17 protein-coding genes are annotated in these 18655 nt (G+C 63.9%); 6 read left to right on the top strand and 11 right to left on the bottom strand.

Going from position 1 to position 18655, the window contains the following annotated elements:
- Window positions 1-6 precede the first annotated feature (6 nt).
- Window positions 7-417, top strand: a complete 411-nt coding sequence (locus tag AB7D48_RS02585) for a rhodanese-like domain-containing protein (RefSeq protein WP_427975753.1) — start codon at window positions 7-9, stop codon at window positions 415-417.
- 153 nt (window positions 418-570) lie between these two features.
- On the opposite strand, the gene AB7D48_RS02580 is transcribed toward AB7D48_RS02585, so the two are convergent.
- The 5 genes from AB7D48_RS02580 to AB7D48_RS02560 all read right to left on the bottom strand — a co-directional run bounded on the left by AB7D48_RS02580 (window position 571) and on the right by AB7D48_RS02560 (window position 6894).
- On the bottom strand, window positions 571-1425 hold the full coding sequence (locus AB7D48_RS02580) for a mechanosensitive ion channel family protein (protein WP_427975752.1): 855 nt from the start codon (window positions 1423-1425) through the stop codon (window positions 571-573).
- A gap of 137 nt (window positions 1426-1562) precedes the next feature.
- Complete coding sequence (locus AB7D48_RS02575) at window positions 1563-2639, bottom strand: class I SAM-dependent RNA methyltransferase (RefSeq protein ID WP_427975751.1); 1077 nt, start codon at window positions 2637-2639, stop codon at window positions 1563-1565.
- Window positions 2640-2743: 104 nt separating this feature from the next.
- Window positions 2744-4258, bottom strand: a complete 1515-nt coding sequence (locus AB7D48_RS02570) for a DEAD/DEAH box helicase (RefSeq protein ID WP_427975750.1) — start codon at window positions 4256-4258, stop codon at window positions 2744-2746.
- Between the two features lie 135 nt (window positions 4259-4393).
- Window positions 4394-4819 (bottom strand): Cu(I)-responsive transcriptional regulator, encoded by a 426-nt coding sequence (cueR, locus tag AB7D48_RS02565; RefSeq protein WP_427975749.1) that lies wholly within the window; start codon window positions 4817-4819, stop codon window positions 4394-4396.
- Window positions 4816-6894 (bottom strand): heavy metal translocating P-type ATPase, encoded by a 2079-nt coding sequence (locus AB7D48_RS02560; protein ID WP_427975748.1) that lies wholly within the window; start codon window positions 6892-6894, stop codon window positions 4816-4818. The genes cueR and AB7D48_RS02560 overlap by 4 nt, the downstream gene beginning before the upstream one ends.
- A 98-nt stretch (window positions 6895-6992) precedes the next feature.
- Here AB7D48_RS02560 and AB7D48_RS02555 point away from each other — a divergent pair, with 98 nt between their 5' ends.
- Window positions 6993-7208, top strand: a complete 216-nt coding sequence (locus AB7D48_RS02555) for a heavy-metal-associated domain-containing protein (protein ID WP_427975747.1) — start codon at window positions 6993-6995, stop codon at window positions 7206-7208.
- 7 nt (window positions 7209-7215) lie between these two features.
- On the opposite strand, the gene AB7D48_RS02550 is transcribed toward AB7D48_RS02555, so the two are convergent.
- Together AB7D48_RS02550 and AB7D48_RS02545 are read right to left on the bottom strand one after the other, a co-directional pair.
- On the bottom strand, window positions 7216-9030 hold the full coding sequence (locus tag AB7D48_RS02550; RefSeq protein ID WP_427975746.1) for a sulfotransferase: 1815 nt from the start codon (window positions 9028-9030) through the stop codon (window positions 7216-7218).
- 60 nt (window positions 9031-9090) lie between these two features.
- The gene (locus AB7D48_RS02545) at window positions 9091-9984 is read right to left on the bottom strand and encodes a DMT family transporter (RefSeq protein ID WP_427975745.1); all 894 of its coding nucleotides are present in this window, start codon (window positions 9982-9984) and stop codon (window positions 9091-9093) included.
- 79 nt (window positions 9985-10063) lie between these two features.
- On the opposite strand from AB7D48_RS02545, the gene AB7D48_RS02540 reads away from it, so the two are divergent.
- Window positions 10064-10378, top strand: a complete 315-nt coding sequence (locus tag AB7D48_RS02540; RefSeq protein ID WP_427975744.1) for a zinc ribbon domain-containing protein YjdM — start codon at window positions 10064-10066, stop codon at window positions 10376-10378.
- A gap of 67 nt (window positions 10379-10445) precedes the next feature.
- Here the strand turns inward: AB7D48_RS02540 and clpA are convergent, their stop codons facing one another.
- The 3 genes from clpA to AB7D48_RS02525 form a co-directional block, all read right to left on the bottom strand.
- Complete coding sequence (clpA, locus tag AB7D48_RS02535) at window positions 10446-12791, bottom strand: ATP-dependent Clp protease ATP-binding subunit ClpA (protein WP_427975743.1); 2346 nt, start codon at window positions 12789-12791, stop codon at window positions 10446-10448.
- 150 nt (window positions 12792-12941) lie between these two features.
- The gene (clpS, locus tag AB7D48_RS02530; RefSeq protein WP_427975742.1) at window positions 12942-13271 is read right to left on the bottom strand and encodes an ATP-dependent Clp protease adapter ClpS; all 330 of its coding nucleotides are present in this window, start codon (window positions 13269-13271) and stop codon (window positions 12942-12944) included.
- A 277-nt stretch (window positions 13272-13548) separates the two neighbouring features.
- Window positions 13549-14064: a phasin family protein gene (locus AB7D48_RS02525; RefSeq protein ID WP_427975741.1), complete on the bottom strand. Its 516-nt coding sequence runs from the start codon at window positions 14062-14064 to the stop codon at window positions 13549-13551.
- A 325-nt stretch (window positions 14065-14389) separates the two neighbouring features.
- On the opposite strand from AB7D48_RS02525, the gene AB7D48_RS02520 reads away from it, so the two are divergent.
- The 3 genes from AB7D48_RS02520 to AB7D48_RS02510 are packed head-to-tail and all read left to right on the top strand — an operon-like array spanning window position 14390 to window position 17439.
- On the top strand, window positions 14390-15700 hold the full coding sequence (locus AB7D48_RS02520) for a D-alanyl-D-alanine carboxypeptidase family protein (protein ID WP_427975740.1): 1311 nt from the start codon (window positions 14390-14392) through the stop codon (window positions 15698-15700).
- Window positions 15701-15748: 48 nt separating this feature from the next.
- Window positions 15749-16333, top strand: coding sequence for a DedA family protein (locus tag AB7D48_RS02515; RefSeq protein ID WP_427975739.1), 585 nt, complete (start codon window positions 15749-15751; stop codon window positions 16331-16333).
- Window positions 16330-17439, top strand: coding sequence for a D-alanine--D-alanine ligase (locus AB7D48_RS02510; RefSeq protein ID WP_427975738.1), 1110 nt, complete (start codon window positions 16330-16332; stop codon window positions 17437-17439). Before AB7D48_RS02515 ends, AB7D48_RS02510 begins: the two co-directional genes overlap by 4 nt.
- Here AB7D48_RS02510 and AB7D48_RS02505 read toward each other — a convergent pair.
- Entirely contained in the window at window positions 17421-18545 is a 1125-nt protein-coding gene (locus AB7D48_RS02505; RefSeq protein ID WP_427975737.1) for a mechanosensitive ion channel family protein, read from the bottom strand. The genes AB7D48_RS02510 and AB7D48_RS02505 overlap by 19 nt on opposite strands.
- Window positions 18546-18655 lie beyond the last annotated feature (110 nt).

The raw sequence follows: 18655 nt of genomic DNA, 5'->3' as shown, positions 1-18655 counted from the left end.
GGTATTATGATCGAAGATGTCTCACCGCGACAGGTCTGGGAAGCGCTGATGAGCAATCCGGATGCTGTTCTGTGCGACGTGCGCACCAACGCCGAGTGGAGCTTCGTGGGCCTTCCAGATCTCAGCGAGGCCGGCAAACAGCCTGTGCTGATACAATGGCAGGTCTTTCCCACCATGCAGGCCAACGCGCAATTCATGGACGAACTGGCCGCCGCGCGCGTCGGCCGGGAGGCGCATGTCTATTTCATCTGCCGCTCCGGCGGGCGGAGCATGGCCGCCGCCCTGACCGCTCTGGAGGCCGGGTTCAAGCATGTCTACAATGTCAAGGACGGCTTCGAGGGCCCGGCCGACGCGCGCGAGCGCCGTGGCAAGGTCGCGGGCTGGAAGGCCGAAGGCCTGCCCTGGAAACAAGGTTAAGCCCGCCTTGCGATATGGGGCGCGGGGCGTGCGAAAACACCGCCCCGATGTCTTTTGCGGGGGGATGTCTTGTCGAGAACGCCCCGCGATGACTGAAATGCCGACCCCGCGCCATCGTCGAAACAGCGCGGCTCCGGAAACGTTCAGACCCGTTCAGCCATTGGCCCGCGTGCCCGCGATATCCAGCGGATTGGAAAAACTCAGCGTGCGGGTCGGGAAGGGAATCTCCACCCCCGCCTCGTCCAGGGCGAGCTTGATCTTCTCGGTGATCTCGCATTTCGTCACCCACCAATCTCCGCTCGCGACCCAGACCCTGAATACAAAATTCACCGAGCTGTCGCCCAGCTCCTTCACCTTGATGAACGGTGCCGGGTCGCTCAGAACCCGCGCATCCCCGGTTGCGACGTCGTTCAATATGGCGGCGGCCTTCTTCAAGTCGCTGCCATAGGACACACCGATGGTCAGATCGATCAGGCGTTGCGTATTGACGGAATAGTTCTTGATCGACGACGCCCATATATCCTTGTTCGGAACGATCAGCTTCAGGCCGTCATAGGTTTTCATCTCCGTGTAGAACAACGAAATTTCCTCGACCGTGCCCGCCTGGGAAGCCGCCTCGACATAATTTCCGACACGGAACGGCCTGAACAAAATCAGCATGATGCCCGCCGCCAGATTGCTCAGCGTGCCCTGCAGCGCCAAACCGACCGCCAAACCGGCGGCGCCGATCAAGGCCACCAGCGAGGTGGTCTGGATGCCAAAACGGTTCAGGACAAAAATAACCGCGAAAGCCAGAACGAGATATCTGACGATATTGCCCAGGAAACGGAACAACGTGTCATCGAGCTTCGGATTGCGCTTCGACACGGCCAAAATCTGCCGGTGCGAGGCGCGGGCCATGAAATTGGCGATCAGCAGAATAAGGATCGCATATAGAATATTCAGAAAAAACGCGGCGACGCTATGAAACGTTCCCGACGCCATCAGTTCAGAAATATGTGATTTCATAACCTTTCAAATCTCCTTGGCGGTTATGAAAATGATCGCTCCAGCCCATGGGCATGCCCCCTCGAACTGGGATGAAACCAGCCTGCTTCAACCCTTTATTGGGTTTTCGCGCCTCCCGCGCAAAGCCAGCCGGGGCCTCACGCCCCTTTCCTGTCGAACACGACCACGCTCTCGATATTTTCAGAGAAGGGAAATTGATCGATCGGCGTGGCGCCAAGCAGCCTGTATCCCGCCTGGCGCAGCAGGCCGGCATCCTGCGCCAGGGCCGCTGGATTGCAGCTCACATAAACAATCCGCCCCACCCCGGCCCCGGCCAGAAATTTCATCTGGGCGGCGGCCCCGGCAAAAGGCGGGTCCAGCACCACGGCCTCGGCGCCGCTGAAATCGCGCGCCAGAAGCGGACGGCGATGCAGATCGCGCCGCGTCACGCTCAGCCGTCCGGCCAGCCCGGCGGCGCGGGCCGCCTGATCCGCGGCATAAACCGCCTGTTCGTCGCTCTCATAAGCTTCCACGCGGGCATGCTGGGCCAATGCGAAGCTCAGCGTGCCGCACCCTGAATACAGCTCGATGATCCGGCTCTTGTGGCGCAGCCTTGGCAGGCCGGCCAGCATGGCGGCGATGATTGCCGCCTCCCCGTCCGGGCTGGCCTGCAAAAACCCGCCGGCCGGCGGCGTCACATCCACCCCCGAAAACCGCAATACCGGGCTGGCCAGCAGGATCACCGGCTCCGGCATCTGTTTCGGCTCGGCCACGCAGAGACGCGGCACGCCCCGCGCCTTGGCGAAACCGATCAGCCGGGCACGGTCCGGCTGGGTCAGCGCGGCATCGGCGCGGATCAGAATATCCGGCCCGTTATCGACCCAGTTGATCACCACGGATGCCTCCCGCCGGAAGGCCTGCAAGCCGCGCAGAAGCTCCCGCAAGGGCGGCAGCAAAGGCAGAAAATCCGGCCGCGGCAACACGCATTCGCGCATATCCACCACTTCGGCGGAGCGCGCGCGATGCAATCCCAGCACGATCTGCGCCCCCTTGCGGCTGGCGGCCAGATCCACCCGGCGGCGCGTCCGCAAGGCCACCCTCGTCAAGGGCGCGACCACCGCATCGTCGTACCCGGCCCGCGCCAAGGCCCGCGCCAGCAGGCCAGCCTTGTCCGGCTGGCCGAGATCATCGCTCGAACAGCCGCCGCACAGGCCGAAATGAATACAATGGGGCATCGGTGAGACTCAGTTTGCAAAGCCGGCAAGCCCCACGCCGCCTGGCCCGAGAGCAAGGCTCGAAACCATCCTGTCGGCGGGAAGAACTGCCGGGCGCCTGTGGTTCAGGCGGCGATGTCGGAGCCGTTTTCCTCCGGCTCCACGCCCTCCTCCACCGCCACCTTGGCCGTGTCGCGGCGGCGGATCAGCATGAAGGCCGGGATCGTATCGCCAAAGCCACGCACCGGCGCGCCCACATCGCGGTCCCGGTCGCGCTCTCTGTCGCGCTCTCGCCTGCGGTCTTTCTCGCGCTCTGGCCGTTCGGCCCGCTCTGGCGGGCGCTCCTTGCCGCGTTCGGGCCGCTCCGCCTTTTCAGGCTTGCGCTCCTTATCCTTCCTGGTCCCGTCCTTCCTGCTCCCGCGGCCACGCCGGGCATGCCCTTCCTCGGACCATTCCACCTCGTCGAGGCCGGAAATCTCAATCCGTGGAATGGCCCCTCCGGTCAGCTTCTCCACCGCCTCCACCGCCAGGCGGTCATCCGGGGCGGCCAGCGTATAGGCATGGCCCTGGCGCCCGGCGCGGCCCGTGCGCCCGATACGGTGCACATAATCCTCGGCATGATGCGGCACGTCGAAATTGAACACATGGCTCAACCCGCCAATATCGATCCCGCGCGCCGCGACATCGGAGCAGACCAGGATCTTCAGATCACCCGCCTTGAATGTCTCCAGCGTGGCGAACCGCACGCTCTGCGGCAAGTCGCCATGCAGCGCCCCGGCGGCGAAACCATGCTTGGTGAGGGATTTATAGAGAATATCCACATCGCGCTTGCGGTTGCAGAACACGATGGCGTTCTGCACCTCGTCAGCGCGCAACAGGCGGCGCAGCGCCTCGCGCTTGTCCTGCTCGGCGACCAGCGCCAGCCCCGAGGTGATGGTGGTCGCCACCGAAGCCGGGCGGGAAACGCTGATCTGCTTCGGATCGGTCAGGAAGGCATCGGCCAGGCGGCGGATTTCCGGCGCCATGGTGGCCGAGAAGAACAAGGTCTGACGATTCCGCGGCAACAGCGAGACGATGCGCTCAATATCGGGAATAAATCCCATATCCAGCATGCGGTCGGCTTCATCGATCACCAGCACCCGCACATCGGTCAGCAGCAACCCGCCCCGCTCGAACAGGTCGATCAGCCGGCCCGGCGTGGCGATCAGCACGTCCACCCCCTTGGTCAGCACCGCCTTCTGGTCGGCCATGCTCTCGCCGCCGATCAAAAGCGCATGGTTCAGCTTCAGATATTTGCCGTACTGGACGAAATTTTCCGCCACCTGCAAGGCCAGCTCGCGAGTCGGCTCCAGAATGAGCGAGCGCGGCATGCGCGCGCGGGCGCGCGTGCCCTGCAAAATATCCAGCATCGGCAAGGTGAACCCCGCCGTCTTGCCGGTGCCGGTCTGCGCCACGCCCAGCACGTCGCGGCCCATCAGCACCACCGGAATCGCCTGCGCCTGAATGGGAGTGGGCTTGGCATAGCCCTTCTCCTCCAGCGCCTTCAGGATCGGTTCAGAGAGCCCAAGCCCGGCAAACCCCTCTTCCACGGCCTCATCGGCCTGGGGGGTAAGCTCGGCCACCGGTTCTTGCGGGGGCATAACCGGATTTTCAGCTTTATCGGCGTCGTTCTTGTCAGACAAAAATTTCGTCTCTCGCGGTCGGGGCGCGGCAATGCGCCGGGCGCGGATCGCGCCCATTTCGATGGCCCCGTATCGGCAATGAGCGGCACGAAGTCAAGGATCGCAGCAAGAATCCATGAGTTTTGGCGGATCCAGCGCATCGAGAATCGGACAATCGGGCCGTTCATCCCCAGGGCAACTGGCGGCAAGGCCCTTCAAGGTCGCGCTCATCGTCTTCAGGGCGGCGGCTTTCTGGTCCAGCTCCGCGATATGGCGCAGCGCGATCGCCTTCACCTCGGCTGAGCTTCGGTGGCTGTCGCGCCACAAGGAAAGCAGCTGGCGGATATCCTCGAAGGAAAACCCCAAATCCCGCGCCCGGCGGATAAAGCCAAGCTCGTGCAACTCCGCCTCGCTGTAATGGCGATAGCGGTTTTCGGTCCGCATCGGCGCCTTGATGAGGCCGATGCTCTCATAATGCCGAATCATCTTCGCGGAAACGCCGGTCATGGCCGAAGCCTGGGCGATGGTCACCAGATTCATTTCACTCTCCAATGGCGCAGCCGCATCGCATTGCCCAGCACGCAGAGCGAGGATGCCGCCATCGCACCTCCCGCCAGGGCTGGGCTGAGCAATCCGAGAGCGGCGGCGGGAATGCCCAGCGCATTATAGATAAGCGCCCAGAACAACCCTTGCTTCAAGATCCTCCAGGTGCGGCTGGCCAGATCCAAGGCCGCCGGGGCCAGAGCCAGATCCGCGCGCAGCAGGGAAATCGGCGCCGCCTCGATGGCGACATCGGCCCCATTGCCCATGGCCATGCCCGCATCGGCGGCGGCCAGGGCCGCGGCATCGTTGATGCCATCGCCCACCATCGCGACATGGCGCCCCTGGCGCCGCAAGCTCTCGATCACTTCGCGCTTATGCTCCGGCGTGGCCTGCGCCTCCACCCGGCTTATGCCCAGCGTCCGCGCCAGGGCCTGCCCGGCCTCGGCGCGGTCGCCGGTCAGCAGCAAGGTTTCGACCCCGGCAGCGCGCAAACGCTGGACAGCCTCCGCCGCGCCGGGGCGGATGGAGTCGGTGAACCCAAATGCCCCCAGCACCTCCCCCTCCTCGGTGGCGAGATAAGACCAGCTCTTCTCGTCATGCCGGGGCGGCGCGGCGGGCACCAGCCGGGCGGAGCCAAAGAGATAGCCCACCCCGTCCAGATCGCCCCGCACGCCCCGGCCTGGCAAAATCTTGAAATTCTCCGCCGGCCTCACCCCGTCGCGCCGCAGCGGCGCCGCCAGCGGGTGCGTGTCCCGCGCCGCCAGCGCCGCGCCAATGGCGCGCAGCCGCACCTCATCCAGCCCTCCCAGCCTCTCCACACAGGCCAGCACCGGCTTGCCCGTGGTCAAGGTGCCGGTCTTGTCGAACGCCAGAATATCGATCTTCGCCGCCGCCTCCAGCGCATCGGCATCACGAAACAGAATGCCCGCCTTCGCCGCCGCCCCCGTGCCGGCCATGATCGCCGCCGGCGTCGCCAGCCCCAGCGCGCAGGGGCAGGCGATCACCAGCACCGACACCGCATTGATAACCGCCTGCGGCATGCTGGCCCCATGCAGCAGCCACCCCGCGAAGGTGACGGCGGCAAGCACCAGCACCACCGGCACGAACCAGGCGGAAACCCTGTCCGCCAGCCTCTGCACACGCGGTTTCGCCGCTTGCGCCTGGTCGATCAGCCGGGCCATCCGGTCCAGAAAACTCTCCCCCACCGCGGCACTCACCCGCAGGCGCAGCACCGCGTCCAGGTTCAACGTCCCCGCCAGCAGCCTTGCCCCAGGCCCGCGCGGTTGCGGCAAGGCTTCGCCGGTCACGGGGCTCTCATCCACGCTGCCCTCACCGTCCAGCACCTCGCCATCCACCGGCACACGCTCACCGGGACGAATGAGAATTTCATCCGCCACCCGCAGCTTCGCCACCGGCACATCCAAGCCGGAGGCCAGATGCGCCTGGTCCGGCCGCAGCTTCCGCAAGCCGGAAACCGCCTTCGCCGCATCCCGCTTGGCCCGCCCTTCCAGATATTTGCCAAGCCGCACCAGCGCGATCACCGCCACCGCGCTTTCAAAATAAAGCGGGCCACCGTCGAAGAAATCCCAGACCGAAAGCCCGTAAGCCGCCGAGGTGCCCAACGCCACCAGCAAATCCATATTGCCCGAGCCCCCTATCGCCGCCAGGAACCCGGCGCGGTAAAACCGCGCGCCCAGCCAGAACTGCACCAGCGTGGCGCAGCCAAGCTGCACCCAGCCGGGCACGGGCATGGCCATGCCCGCCACCGCCACCGGTGCCGCCAACACAAAGGCGGCCAGCAGTTCAAACAGCTCACGCCCGGCCCGGTCGGGCGTCGGTGCCCGCGCGGGGCTGGCGCTATATCCCGCCTTCACCACCGCCGCTGTCAGCGCCGGTACCGCCACCTCCGGCCCGGCCAGGATATTGGCCCGCTCGGTGGCCAGATTCACGGACACATCCCGCACGCCCGGCACACGCTTGAGCACTTTCTCGACGCGCGCCACGCAGCTGGCGCAGGTCATGCCACCAATGGCGAGTTCAATCCGCTTCGTGGAAGCAACAATCTGGTCCATGATGCATGATATGAGATTCCCATCATGGGAAGGTCAAGCGCTTGACGTTACCATGATGGGAACCCCTATACGGGTGAACTCAAATCAGGAGCCCCGCCATGACCTCTTCTCCCCTCTTGCGCTTCACCGTGCCCGACATGGATTGCGGCGGCTGCGTCCGTTCGATCACCGAGGCCATCCATCATCTCGACCCCGCCGCGCGGGTGGAGGCGGATCTCGCCACCAAGCTGGTCAGTGTCAGCGGCGTGGCGGTCGCGCAAACCTATGAAGACGCCATCGCCGATGCCGGGTTCACCGTGGAAAAAGCCGCCTGAACGGGCGTCACGCTTCCACCCGATAGCCCATCCGCTCGATCTCCGGGCGCAGCATCTCCACCACGGGGGCGAGATGCCTCAGATAAGGCCGGTAACGGTCGCATGAACGGCCGTAAAGCGCCTCGGTCACCTGCGCATAGGATGCGGTGCGCGCATAACGCCTGTTCCGCTCGAAGGAGAGGCAGCGCGGATCGAATTCCACCCCGATGAAATCCATGATCTTCCGCAGCTGCGCCTCCTGGTCCGTCACCATCTCCTCATAGCGCACCGGCAGATAGCGCGCATCCAGCGCCTGCCGGTAATGGCGCACCAGATCGGCGATAAGATTATAATGCGCCGCGATGCTCTCCAGCCGCGCGGCGCAGAAATACCCATGCGTCAGGTGGTTTGAATAAACCGAAAGCACCACATCCAGCGGGTGGCGCAGCACATGGATGATCGGCGCCCGCGGGAAAAGCCGCGTGACCAGCCCGAGATGCATCTCGTTCAGCGGCATCTTATCCGTGAAATAAGCGCTTCCTTCCTCGATGAATCCCGCCTTGCCCGCCCGGTTGAGATAATAGTCGCGCAGCTCCTCCAGCCCGTCGCGCTGGTCGCCCATCCACAGCTCCGCCAGCGCCTCCGGATAGGTCAGCGGGCTCGCCAGCAGGCGCGGCATGATTTGGGTGATGTCATTGACGAAGGGCAGCTCGTCGCCGGCCGAGATACGCGGATGCACGCTCAGCATCTGCTCGATCAGCGTGGTGCCCGAGCGTGGAAATCCCATGATGAACACGGGCTGCGGCATATCCGCGCGCCGTGAGGCCACCGGCAGGGTCGCCAAGCGGCGCCGGCTGAAAAACCCTTTCAACCGCGCCGCCATATCTTGCGCCGCCTCGGCCATGTAAGCGCGCGCGCCCAGCTCCAGCGCCCGCGCCTTGCCCGCCTCGAAACAGGCGAAGGCCTCGTCGTAACGCCCCATCTGATCCAGGAGCCGGCCTTTCTCCGAAAGCTCGGCGGGGCCCAGCTTCACCCCGCCCGTCTCCGGCCGGTTCAGAATCGCCAGCGCCTCCTCATTGCGCTTCAACCGGGAGAGTACGGTCGCGCGGGTCAACCGCATGGAGGGATGGTCGGGGCAAACCCGCTCGCCCTCATCCAGCAACGCCAGGGCGCGGCTGAACTGGCGGTCCGCCTCCTCCATCTTCGCATAGCCCAAAATGGTCTGCGCCACGCCGGGCTTCAGCGCCATGGCGCGCCGGTACAGCGCCCTCGCCTCTTCGATCCGCCCCTGCGTCTTCAGATTCCAGGCCAAATTGGCCAGCGTGATCGGCTCCTCCCCCGCCGCCAGTTCCAGCACGCGGCGATAATGATACGCCCCGATCTGCGGCCGGTTCGCCTCCGTCAACACCAGCCCCATCAAATTATGCGCCTGAGCGTTTTGCGGCGCGATCCGGATGGCGTTGCGGGCGTGAATCTCCGCCTCGGCCAGCATTCCCCTGGCCAGCAGCAGCAATGTCAGCTCGTTCGTGGCCCAGAAATGATTTGGATTCAGCGCCACCACGCGGCGGATCAACACATCGGCCGCGGCCGCGCGGTTCTGCTCGCGGCACAGCCGGTAGAGCAGCAGCAGCGCCTCCTCGTGTCCCGGCGCCAGTTCCAGGCATTGGTGCAAATGCGCCTCCGCCTGGGAAGCCTCTCCCGCCGCCAGCAGCGCCTCCGCCTGGGAAACGAGCGGCGACAACATCGCCACCGCCTCCGGCGGGCTCAGCGCCGCGACATCGAGCGCGCAGCAACGCAGCCGGCGCAGGCCGGAACCACAGCCACAAGAAGAAGTATCGACCATGACCACAACCATAACGTGGCCACGCCAGGCCCCGCCCGTCAATCCACGCGGCGTTGCCGTCTATAGCGCGTCATGCTCCGGGGTCAGGCGGCGCGGCATCAGCATCGGCCCGATCTGCGCCAGCACCAGCGCCGAAAACAACAACGCGCACCCCAGCACGCCCCGTCCGCTCAACCGCTCATGCAACAACAGCGCGGCGAACAAGGCGGCGAACAGCGATTCCGCCATCAGAATCACCGCCGTATCCGTCGCCCCGGTATGGCGCTGGCAGATGGCCTGAAGCAAAAACGCCACCCCGCCGGAAAGGATTCCGCCATAAAGAAGCTGCGGCAGGCACCCCATGATGTCATGCCAACGCGGCAGCCCGCCAATCCCGCCCACGGCACAGCCCAGAACCACGCAGGCCATGGACTGGCCAAGCGCCGCCGCCACCGGCCGGCCCGTACCCCGCGCCACATGCTGCATCAGCAAAATCTGCACCGCAAACCCCAGGGCCGACAGAATCACCAGCAAATCCCCGCGTGAGAGGGAATCGAACCCGCCGCCCAGAAACCAGGTTCCAGCCAGAGCCAGCAGCGCCGCCAGCCAGATCAGCGGATGCGGCGCGCGCCGGAAGATCCCCACTTCGAGCAACGGCACGAAGATCACATAAAGCCCGGTGAGAAACCCCGCATGCGTGACACTGGTCAACGCCAGGGCCCATTGTTGCAGCAAGGTGGAAATGGCGAAAACCCCCGCCAGCGGCACGACGCCACCCAGCCCGGCGAAAGCGGACCCCGCCCGCCGCGCCTCGGCGATACCCAGCGGCAACACCGCCAGAAACGCCAGAATGAACCGCAGCCCGGTGAACCATCCCGCATCCAGATAGGCCGCCCCTTGCGCCTGGGCGACAAACGCCCCACCCCACAGCGCGGCGGCCAGAAGAAGCAGGAAATTGGCGGTCAGACGGGACATGAGCCCCCAGCTTCTCCCAGGAAAGCGACCAAACCACAAGCGACTGGACACACCCGGCCGCGATGGCTAGACGCCGCTCATGACGAAAATCCCCGCCTGTCCCCAATGCAGCCTGGAAGAAACATATCTTTCCGGCGAGACCTATATCTGCGCGGTCTGCGGCTATGAATGGGCCGCCGAATTGAGCGAAACCGAAGAAGTCATCAAGGATGCCAACGGCACCGTGCTGCACCCGGGCGATACAGTGATCCTGATCAAGGATTTGAAGGTGAAGGGCTCGTCGAGCGGCCTTAAGGTCGGCACCAAGCTGAAAAACATCCGGCTGCGCGGCGGCGACCATGCCATCGAGGCCGGGGATTATTTCATTAAGCAGGAATTCGTGAAAAAAGCCTGAGTCCCCGCCGCCATCTCAATAAAAACGGCGCCCGAAGGCGCCGTTTTCCGTTTTGCTCAACGAAGGGTCAGTGCACCTCTTCGGGTGCCTTGCCTCCATCGTCATTGTCGCCCTCGGCCTCCGGCTTGGGCAGCGCCAGGGCCGGCGCCTCGGAAATGTCGAAGGTCAGCTTGCCATCCTTCACGCTCACCTTCACGGCACCGCCCTTGGCCAGCTTGCCAAACAGCAATTCCTCGGCAAGCGGCTTCTTGATCAGCTCCTGGATCACCCGGCCCAGCGGCCGCGCGCCATAAAGCGGCTCGTAACCGCGCTCGGCCAGGAACTCCTTGGCGGCGGAGGAAAGCTCGATGGTCACGTTGCGGTCGGCGAGTTGCGCCTCCAGCTGCATCACGAACTTCTCCACCACGCGGCCGACGATTTCCGGCGTCAGCGCCGCGAAGGGAATGATCGCATCCAGCCGGTTGCGGAATTCCGGCGTGAACAGACGCTTCACCGCTTCCTCATCCTCGCCCGTGCGGGCCGTGCGGCCAAAGCCCATGGCGGGCTTCTGCATGTCGGATGCCCCGGCATTGGTGGTCATGATGAGGATCACGTTGCGGAAATCGACCTGCTTGCCGTTGTGATCCGTCAATTTCCCATGATCCATGATCTGGAGCAGGATATTGAACAGATCCGGATGCGCCTTCTCGATCTCGTCCAGCAGCAGCACGCAATGCGGATGCTGGTCGATGGCATCGGTCAGCATGCCGCCCTGGTCGAACCCGACATAGCCCGGCGGCGCGCCGATCAGGCGGGAGACCGAATGGCGCTCCATATACTCCGACATATCGAACCGCGTCAGCTCGATGCCCAAGGTGGACGCCAACTGCCGCGCCACCTCGGTCTTGCCCACGCCGGTCGGGCCGGAGAACAGATAATTGCCGATCGGCTTCTCCGGGTCGCGCAGGCCCGCGCGGGAGAGCTTCATCGCGGCGGAAAGCGCCTCGATGGCGGCATTCTGGCCGAACACCATGGCCTTCAGGTCGCGTTCCAGATGCCGCAGCACCTCCTTGTCGTCCGTCGAGACGGATTTGGGCGGGATCCGGGCGATCTTGGAGACCATGTCCTCGACATCCTTGAGGGTCACGGTCTTGCGGCGCTTATTCTCCGGCAGCAGCATCCGCGCCGCGCCCGCCTCGTCGATCACGTCGATCGCCTTGTCCGGCAGCTTGCGGTCGTTGATATATTTCGCGGAAAGCTCCACGGCGGCGCGGATCGCGTCATCCGTGTAGCGCACCTTGTGGTGCTTCTCGTAGGAGACCTTCAGCCCGCGCAGAATCTTCACCGCATCCTCGATGGAGGGCTCGTTCACGTCGATCTTCTGGAAGCGCCGGACCAGGGCCCGGTCCTTCTCGAAATAGTTGCGGAACTCCTTGTAGGTGGTGGAGCCGATGCAGCGCAGCGTGCCCTGGGCCAGGGCGGGCTTGAGCAGGTTGGAGGCGTCCATCGCCCCGCCGGAGGTCGCCCCCGCGCCGATCACGGTATGGATCTCGTCGATGAACAGGATCGCGCCAGGATTGGCCTCCATCTCCGTCACCACCGCCTTCAGCCGCTCCTCGAAATCGCCCCGGTAGCGGGTGCCCGCCAGCAACGCGCCCATATCCAGCGCGAAGATGGTGGCGTTCAGCAGCACCTCCGGCACATCGGCGTCGATGATGCGCTTGGCCAACCCTTCCGCGATGGCGGTCTTGCCCACACCGGGGTCACCCACATAAAGCGGGTTGTTCTTGGTGCGCCGGCACAGGATCTGGATCGTCCGCTCGATCTCGTGCTCGCGCCCGATCAGCGGATCGATCTTGCCTTCCTTGGCCTTCTTGTTGAGGTTGATGCAATAGGTGGAAAGCGCGTCCTGCCCGCGCTTGGCGCTGCCCTTCTCCTCGCGCTCAGCCGAATCATTGGGCTCCGCCGAGCCGGTGGGCGGGCGCGGCGCGGACTTGCCAGGGCTCTTGGCGATGCCGTGGGAGATGAAGTTCACCGCATCCAGCCGGGTCATGTCCTGCAATTGCAGGAAATAAACAGCATGGCTCTCCCGTTCGGAGAAGAGGGCGACCAGCACATTGGCCCCGCTCACCTCGTCACGCCCGGAGGATTGCACATGAATGGCCGCGCGCTGCACCACGCGCTGGAACCCCGCCGTGGGCTTGGGATCCCCGCCACGGTCCGTGGCCAGACCGGCCAGGTCCTTATCCAAGAACTCGGTCAGGTCCTTCTTGAGCTTCTCGATATCCACGCCGCAGGCACGCAGCACTGTCAGCGCGTCCGGGTCGTCCACGAGCCCGAGCAGCAAATGCTCCAAAGTCGCGTATTCATGTTTCCGGTCGGCGGCCAAGGACAGGGCCCGGTGGAGAGTCTGTTCTAGGTTGCGAGACAGCATGGATTTAAACCGTTCCTTCACGCCGAGACCCGGCGCTCTCAATTCCGGACATTCTATCTGCCTGCCCGGCTGGCATTTTCACGGCCCAGCCCATAAGAGCGGCACTACACCGTACTCTCTTAGATGGGGCTGGAATCGTAAAATAAAGTGTCATTCTTTCTCAATCGTGCATTGGAGCGGATGTTGATTCTGCCGCGCCAGATCCATCACTTGGGTGACCTTGGTCTCCGCGACCTCGTATGTATAGACACCGCACACCCCCACCCCCCGGCGATGGACATGCAGCATGATCTGCGTCGCCTGGTCGCGCGATTTCTGAAAAAACCGCTCCAGCACATGCACGACAAACTCCATCGGCGTGTAGTCGTCGTTCAGCATCAGAACCTTATACATTGTCGGCTTGCGCGTTTTCGGACGCGGCTTCACCACGACTCCTGTATTCGGCCCCTCCGCTCCCTTGCGTTTGTCGTTCTCACTCATTCCATCGAATACCTTTAGAAAACGTCAAGCAAATATCCTGCCAACCCCTCGTGTCGGGTTGCCTTCCCATCGCCATGACGTTTTGACTCAACCTTGGGGCAAAGCATATCGAAAGCAAGCCCGGCTATGAAAGAGCGTTTTTCCCCGTCGCGTGAAAAACATATCCTCCCGCCCGGCCCTTGCGCCATTCTCCACGCAAAAAAGGCCAGCCCCAAGGAGCTGGCCTTTTGCAACCCGTCACCCGCGCTCCTTGCGAAGCCGCGGGTACCCCAGGCTTTCAGTTCATCTTGCCGAAAGTTTCGACAGCCAGGGTAAAACGCGCCGTCAGCGGCGCCAGGGTCTGTTCGGTCAGCTTGACGGTGGCATCGGTCAGCTTGTTGCCCTCGGCCACGGCCTTCTCGATGGAGGATTTGGCGAAGCCGGTCTGCAGGTCCACGGCTTCCTTCACGGATTTCACACCCATGAGGGATTTGCTGAACGCCACCGCGTCCTCGATGGAGGTCTTGGAGGAGGCGGCCATATGCTTGGACAGGTCCTGGAAACCAGCGGCATAGATCTGCGAGGCCTTAACCATGGCTTCGAGATTACCCTGGCCGAACGCCAGCATTTCCTCGGAATTCTTCACGGCTTTCTCGACCCCTTCCTTCAATTTGGCCTGAGAGGTTTCCAACCCCTTGGTTGCCTTCTCGATCCCCTCGCGCACGGCGGAGATGGACTTCTCGAAGGACTTCACGGAGGCATCGGTGGCGGTTTCAATGGAGGCGGCGGCGGTCTTGGTCTTGGTAGCGCTCATCTGGGTTAAGCTCCCGTTAAGGTGACAATCCGCTGCACAGCCCCAACCCGGCGAGCAGCACGGCATTTTACCGCAGTGCAGCAAACCGCTTATATTGAACCGTCCCCTGCCGCGTCAAGGTTTTTTGTGCGTCGCACAAAGGGTTTAGCGTGTTTTTTGTTTCTTTTCCGACACACCGCCGCCGGGCTTCCGGCCCTTTCCTGAAACTCCTTGGGTAAGCCTTTCAATTTTTAGGTCTTTCACGACTATAAACCGTGTTTAACCCTGGACATGACCAAGCGAGGGCGGCTAAAATCCTGGGGAGTCATAAACAGGGTGGCGAAGCATGCAGGTGTGGAGCAAGGGGCGTCTGGCCGGGTTGGCCGCCGCCGGGTTATTTCTGGCGAGCTTGGCCGTGGCGCCGCGCGCCTGTGCGAGCGAACATCACCAGCATCACCATAGCTCCCGCGCCCATAGCCGCGCCCCGTCCTATGGCCCGACCTCTCCCGGCATCAGCGCGATTCTGATCAACGCGAAAACCGGCCAGATCATTTCCTCCAACGACGCCAACACCCCCCGCTATCCGGCCTCGCTGACCAAGCTGATGACGCTGGATCTTGCTTTTCAGGCGCTTGAGGCCGGGCGCATGACCCTGAACACCAGCATCCCGGTGTCCGCTCACGCCGCCGGCGTGGAGCCGGTCAAGCTCGGCCTGCGCCCCGGCGGCACACTGACCGTGCGCGACGCGATCCTGGCGATGACCACCATGTCCGCCAACGACGCCGCCACCGCCCTCGGTGAATATCTCGGCGGCGGCTCGGAGTCCCGCTTCGCGCAGATGATGACCCTGCGCGCCCACACGCTCGGCATGGCGCAGACGAGATTCTTCAACGCCTCCGGCCTGCCCAACGCCAATCAGGTCACCACCGCGCGGGACATGTCCCTGCTCGCCCGGGATCTGGTGGTGCATTACCCGCAATTCCAGCCTTTCTTCGAGGTTACCTCCTTCAAATTCCAGGGCCGCACCGTCTTCAGCAACAACCGCATGCTGAAGAGCTATTCCGGCGCCACCGGCATGAAAACCGGCTACACCAACCTGGCCCGGCATAATCTCGTCACCTCCGCCGACCGCAACGGCAAGGAACTGATCGGCGTCGTCCTGCACGAGCCGAGCTGGGGCACCGCCTATCATCGCATGACCGCGATGCTCGATACCGGCTTCGGCGGCCATGTGCCGATGACCCGCGCGATGGTGGCCGCCGCCAACAATCCCGCCAAGCCGAATATCGGCCCCAAACCGCGCGTGGAGGTCGTGGCCAGCCGGACCCCGGAGCATGCCACCGAACTGCCCAACTCCACCACGCAATCCCCCCGTGCGACACGGCGCTGGGTGGCCCAGCTTGGCCTGTATTATTATAAATCCAACGCCCGGCTGGCGGCCCTCAAGGCGCATAAGCTGCACGGGCAGGGAATCGCGCAAATCCAGCATGTGCGGCGCCACGGCAAGGAGCTGTGGATGGCCCAGCTCACCGGCCTCACCTATGACGGCGCGCACCAGACCTGCCATGCGATGAACGCCCATGGCCGCCAGTGCGACGTGCAGGCCCTGCCCGCCGATCATCTGGCGATGCTGAATAACGGGCCGGACGGGGTTTAAGCCCCGGCAGGTTGGCCTGCGCCATAATCGGGGTTATGGGGCGGCAACATGCTGCTTCCTAGCCTCACCACGCTTCTCGCCGCCGCGGCGGGAATCAAGTCGCTCCAGGCCGCCACCATCATCTCCGGCACCTTCATCCTGGAAGATGCCGCCACCCTGCTGGCCGCCATGCAGGTTGCGTCCGGCGCGATCTCCCTGCCCCTGGCCCTATGCTCGCTTTACGCCGGAATCGTGCTGGGCGATCTGGGGCTTTACGGGCTGGGCCGGCTCTCCGCCACCCATAAATGGGCCCAACGGCTGGTGCCCCAGCAGCGCCGGGACATCGGCCAGGACTGGGTCCGCAAAAAAGTGATCCCCCTGGTCCTCGTCAGCCGGTTCGTGCCAGGGCTGCGCCTGCCCACCTATACCACGTTGGGCTTCCTGCGCGCGCCCTTCAGCCATTTCGCCCTGGCCGCCATCGCCGCCACGCTGGTCTGGACCTCGGGGCTGTTCTTCATCAGCCTCCGCCTGGGGGATCTCATGGTCCATTATCTGGGAATTTGGCGCTGGGCCGGGCTTGCTGTATTTCTCTGCATCATCATTTTCGTCGGCCGCCTGGCGGCAAAACTCTACAATAAAAGGACTCAGCCATGAGCGGCGCATCACTGGCCGGCAATATCGCCACGCTGAGCCAGGCCAATCGGAAAAGCCCGGTTTCCTTCTTTGAATTCTGGCCGGACTGGCTGTTTTACACCCCGGTGGTGATGTTCTGGGTGTTGAACGCCATACGCTATCGCAGCATGACCCTGCCCTCTCTCGCCAATCCGCGCATCAATGCCGGGGGCATCTGCGGCGAATCCAAGAACGCGATTCTCGACCTCGCCGGTCCCGCCGCCCGCGCCTGGGTTGCCGATTATGCCAGCTTCACGGTTTGCGGCCATGCCGATGGCGACGACCTGCACCGCGCCCTGAAGGTCATGGAAGAGGCGGGGCTCGGCTTTCCGGTGGTGGCCAAGCCCGACATGAGCTGCAACGGCGTCGGCGTGCGGGTGATGCGCGACCAGGCCCAGCTCGATTCCTATCTGCGCGCCTTTCCGCGCGGCACCGAGATGCAATTGCAAAACCTCGTCCCTTACGAGGGCGAAGCCGGGCTGTTCTATATCCGCCATCCTGACGAGCCCACCGGGCGCATCACCTCCGTCACGCTGAAATTTCCGCCCATCGTGGTGGGGGATGGCCGCCATACCGTGAAGGAGCTGATCGGCGCCGATGAACGGCTGAACGCCATCTCCCATTTGCTGCTGCCCAAGCTGGGCGACCGGGCGGCGCTCATTCCCGCCCCGGCGGAGCGCGTGGCCCTGGTCTTTGTCGGCAATCATTGCCGTGGCTCGACCTTCAAGGACGGTTTATCCATCGTCACCCCGGCGCTGACGGCCCGTATCGACGAGATCATGCACGACATGCCGGAAGTCTATTTTTCCCGTATCGATCTGCGTTATGAAAGCCTGGAGGCGCTGCGCGAGGGGCGCGGCTTCAAGATCATCGAATTCAACGGCTCGGGCTCCGAGGCCACCCATATCTGGGATCCGGAAATGACCCTGCGCCGCGCTTATGCGGATCAGTTCTTCCATTACGGCGAATCCTTCCGCATCGGCGCCAAAATGCGCGAAACCGGCCTGAAGCCGGTCGGCGCGCTCAAGCTGCTGGCCCTTTGGCGCCACCAGAAGCGCCTGATGCGCGCCTACCCGGTGAATGAATGAGCCCCCTCCCCCGCCATGGCGGGGGGCACGCCCTGATCGGCGATCTGCAAGCGCCGCCTTGGCAGCGCATCCGGGTATTCGCTGGCCAGCCAGGTAATCATCGCCTCGCGCACATCGCAGCGCAAATCCCATAATTTCCCGGCATTGCTGGCGCTCACCAGCAGCCTCACCTCCATCATCGCATTCGCCAGATCGGTCACCTGCACGGCCTGGGCCTTGCCGTCCCATTTCGCGTTGGCGCGCACGCACGCCGCCAGCTTCTCCCGGATTCTCTCCACCGGCACGCTGTAATCCACATAGAGCATCACCGTGCCCAGCAAATCGGAGGAAAGATGCGTCCAGTTCTGGAACGGCTTCTCGATGAAATAGGATAGCGGCACGATCAAGCGCCGCAGATCCCAGACCCGCACCACGACATAGGTGCTGCCGATCTTCTCGATCCAGCCCCATTCCCCTTCCACGATCACGGTATCCTCCAGCCGGATCGGCTGGGTAATGGCGATCTGCAAGCCGGCCAGCAGATTGCTGAGCAGGGGGCGCGCCGCCAGGCCAACCACCAACCCCGCCGCCCCGGCCGAGGCGAACAGGCTGACGCCATATTGGCGCACCGCGCTGCTCGTCATCAGCGCCAGGCCGAGGGTGAGAATGACCAGCAGCGTTCTGACCGCGCCACGCAGAATACCGATTTGCGTGATATGCTTGCGCGCCAGCAGATTATTGCTGTCATCCTCCAACCTCACCCGGGCCATGTAGAGCTCGGCGAACAGATCCACCGCGTTCATCAGGCTCCAGCCAAGCACAATCACCACGGCGGCGGCCAGCATATGCCCTGTCAGCGAGGCCGGACCATCCGGCAAGGGCGCGAAGGGCAAAGCGGCGGACACGGCCATCAGCACCAGCGCCGCACAGACCGGCCCCCGGCACCGCGCCACCAGCATTTGCGCCATCGCGCCATATCGCGCCGCGAGCCGGCCCAGCCATTTCAGGACCAGCCGGCAAAGCGAAAGGGCAAGCAAGGCCGCCAAGACCAAAATCGCCGTGCCCGTCACCCAGTCGGGGATGGCCTCGTAAGCTCCGGCAAGAAGCGTCTTCGCGTGATCGATCATGGACAAATTCTCCCTGGTTGATCATGCCCGGATGCCGCCGCAAAAGCCCGCGGCGGCCATGAAAGCGAATGTCACAAGATGGTTTCACGCGGCCGAACCCACCTCATCCC

The organism is Acidocella sp., from assembly GCF_050253495.1.
Classification (GTDB): Bacteria; Pseudomonadota; Alphaproteobacteria; order Acetobacterales; family Acetobacteraceae; genus Acidocella.
Note: the sequence above shows the minus strand (reverse complement) of the source record. Positions and strands in the feature narration are given on the sequence as shown.

What these genes read in the sequence shown, in the direction of transcription:
- AB7D48_RS02585 (WP_427975753.1), top strand. Translation starts at nt 7, where the DNA reads ATGATCGAAGATGTCTCACCGCGACAGGTCTGGGAAGCGCTGATGAGC.
- AB7D48_RS02580 (WP_427975752.1), bottom strand. Translation starts at nt 1,425, where the DNA reads ATGAAATCACATATTTCTGAACTGATGGCGTCGGGAACGTTTCATAGC.
- AB7D48_RS02575 (WP_427975751.1), bottom strand. Translation starts at nt 2,639, where the DNA reads ATGCCCCATTGTATTCATTTCGGCCTGTGCGGCGGCTGTTCGAGCGAT.
- AB7D48_RS02570 (WP_427975750.1), bottom strand. Translation starts at nt 4,258, where the DNA reads ATGCCCCCGCAAGAACCGGTGGCCGAGCTTACCCCCCAGGCCGATGAG.
- cueR (WP_427975749.1), bottom strand. Translation starts at nt 4,819, where the DNA reads ATGAATCTGGTGACCATCGCCCAGGCTTCGGCCATGACCGGCGTTTCC.
- AB7D48_RS02560 (WP_427975748.1), bottom strand. Translation starts at nt 6,894, where the DNA reads ATGGACCAGATTGTTGCTTCCACGAAGCGGATTGAACTCGCCATTGGT.
- AB7D48_RS02555 (WP_427975747.1), top strand. Translation starts at nt 6,993, where the DNA reads ATGACCTCTTCTCCCCTCTTGCGCTTCACCGTGCCCGACATGGATTGC.
- AB7D48_RS02550 (WP_427975746.1), bottom strand. Translation starts at nt 9,030, where the DNA reads ATGGTCGATACTTCTTCTTGTGGCTGTGGTTCCGGCCTGCGCCGGCTG.
- AB7D48_RS02545 (WP_427975745.1), bottom strand. Translation starts at nt 9,984, where the DNA reads ATGTCCCGTCTGACCGCCAATTTCCTGCTTCTTCTGGCCGCCGCGCTG.
- AB7D48_RS02540 (WP_427975744.1), top strand. Translation starts at nt 10,064, where the DNA reads ATGACGAAAATCCCCGCCTGTCCCCAATGCAGCCTGGAAGAAACATAT.
- clpA (WP_427975743.1), bottom strand. Translation starts at nt 12,791, where the DNA reads ATGCTGTCTCGCAACCTAGAACAGACTCTCCACCGGGCCCTGTCCTTG.
- clpS (WP_427975742.1), bottom strand. Translation starts at nt 13,271, where the DNA reads ATGAGTGAGAACGACAAACGCAAGGGAGCGGAGGGGCCGAATACAGGA.
- AB7D48_RS02525 (WP_427975741.1), bottom strand. Translation starts at nt 14,064, where the DNA reads ATGAGCGCTACCAAGACCAAGACCGCCGCCGCCTCCATTGAAACCGCC.
- AB7D48_RS02520 (WP_427975740.1), top strand. Translation starts at nt 14,390, where the DNA reads ATGCAGGTGTGGAGCAAGGGGCGTCTGGCCGGGTTGGCCGCCGCCGGG.
- AB7D48_RS02515 (WP_427975739.1), top strand. Translation starts at nt 15,749, where the DNA reads ATGCTGCTTCCTAGCCTCACCACGCTTCTCGCCGCCGCGGCGGGAATC.
- AB7D48_RS02510 (WP_427975738.1), top strand. Translation starts at nt 16,330, where the DNA reads ATGAGCGGCGCATCACTGGCCGGCAATATCGCCACGCTGAGCCAGGCC.
- AB7D48_RS02505 (WP_427975737.1), bottom strand. Translation starts at nt 18,545, where the DNA reads ATGATCGATCACGCGAAGACGCTTCTTGCCGGAGCTTACGAGGCCATC.